This is a genomic window from Endozoicomonas sp. ALC013 (genome assembly GCF_049310205.1).
Taxonomy (GTDB): Bacteria; Pseudomonadota; Gammaproteobacteria; order Pseudomonadales; family Endozoicomonadaceae; genus Endozoicomonas.
Map to the genome: position 1 here is coordinate 1 of NZ_JBLYNS010000340.1, position 1,962 is coordinate 1,962.

Sequence of the window (1,962 nt, forward strand, 5' to 3'; positions counted from 1 at the left end):
TTACTTTGTCGAGCATCTCAGAGGTTATTGCCTGTCGCTTCAATCTATCATCAGTTAGATTTTCTGTTGATTGTAGAATATCAACAGCCTGTTGAAACGCTTCAACAACACTTTTACCATGCTTTGTAAATTTATCAATTATTTTCTTACAGTATGCTTCAATATGTCGGGAGTTAAGATTTGGAACAGTTTTACCCGCAACAATAGCACCCACTAGAGCTATAATATGCCATTTATGCTTTCTGACATTTTGAGGAATGTCAGCACTAGCGACTAATAAGTGAAGTCTATAAAGGGTTAAACATGCTGCATAAAAAACAGATTCTTTAGTATCATCAGAAAAAATTTGTTCTCCCAACTGTTCATACACGCGTTTTGGGTATCTATACGCGAGATCAGGTCGTCCCAGAAACATTGAAGCAACAGCTTTAGCTGCGACATTGACATTAAATACTCTAATTGCTGGTATATCTCTACCTACGTATTGTCTATCACGGCGTTCAAAGTAAATCCTGCCATCTTGGCCATCAAATGTATTAAAGTAATCCTCAACTCGTTTAACAACTGGCCTTAGTGATAAAAATTGTGTTTCTTCAACTTTTGACTGGCTATTTGTAGCTCTAACCAGATCAGAGAAAACATCTTCATTTGAAGTTTCAACAATTTTCAGATTAACCATTATAGAGTCGTTAAGTTTTTCTCTACATTCAAAAAGCATATTTGAAGTTTGGCATCCGTTTACAATTTGAAAATTATCTAAATGAAGTACACTTCCTTGAACACGGACGTCAGGGCTAACAATAGTTATTCCATTATTCAGAACTGGAAATCTAGTAGCTTGGTCAGTTTCGCAAAGCGTATCAGCTATTGATTTATTTACTGGATTATCTAGCCCTAAAAAAGCTCGCACATTTTCTTCAAAAACATGAGTTCTTAGATTTCCGTCTTCATTTAGCAAAAGATTGTCCACCAAATCTTTTGCTTTTACAACTGCCAAATAAGCTTCGTCAATTCCGTGAATTTTTGGTAATGCGGCATTACTGAACATAGGTAGTTCTGCACTTACCGTAGAATAAGTATTGACCCATAAATTAGTTACTTCATCTCTTCCTAGAAAATCGATTTCTATTTCATGGAAATAACCAAGTTCATTAAGCTGCAAAATAAGATCACCTTTTGCTTTTTCAAGAGCATCTGGCTTCTTATAAATCCCAGTTGTAACATACCTAATTGTAACATTAGGTTTTCCATCCCTTATCCTAGGAACATTGCTAATAACGATATCAAAAATACTTCTTGCATTTTTTTGAGTTGTATCATTTGACTCATAATTGTCGGCATTAATAAATCGAAGAATAGACTCTTTAAATTTAAGAAAATCCCCTAAATCAAATGTCTCACTTCTTTTTGACTGAATAAAAATAACTTCAACATCATGATTTTTTCTAGTAGATGAAAACACAGATTTTGCATCTTCATCAGATACAATTAACTCTTCATCTACTATAACTGCAACACCATCCATTCCATCATCGCCAGATCCTGTTGTTACATCCTCCAACTCATAACTATTTGCAAGCCTGGCAGATAAAACCGAGTAATTTACAAAATGTTCAAACTGAACGCTTTCTTCTAAGTGGGAAAGTCCATGACTTTTAGAAAAACTATTTAAATGGGATTTTGTAATCCTATGCATTTAATTATCTCACTATATGATTGTAAGCTAACGCTTGCATCAGCCGACGCCGTAGGCGGTCGGCTGGATGCACTTGGTACGCCCGGCATGGGCATGAACTGATGGGGTGAAAGTCCCCTGTGGGAGAACCTACATCTGACTGGCGGTAAAGACGCCTGCTGATGACAACCACTAGCTTAAGGCAAGTGCAGTCCCGTGAGGGGCTGTGCGGAGGCAGTCTGAGTGCACAGGTGCGAGCCGACGTAGACTGGGCGTCCCCCAGAAAT

1 protein-coding gene is annotated in these 1,962 nt (G+C 37.4%); it reads right to left on the reverse strand.

The window, feature by feature from the left end:
* Nucleotides 1–1,696: AIPR family protein (locus tag ACO6V1_RS23680; RefSeq protein ID WP_422469017.1), on the reverse strand; the 1,696-nt coding region annotated here is incomplete at its 3' end.
* Nucleotides 1,697–1,962: the final 266 nt, after the last annotated feature.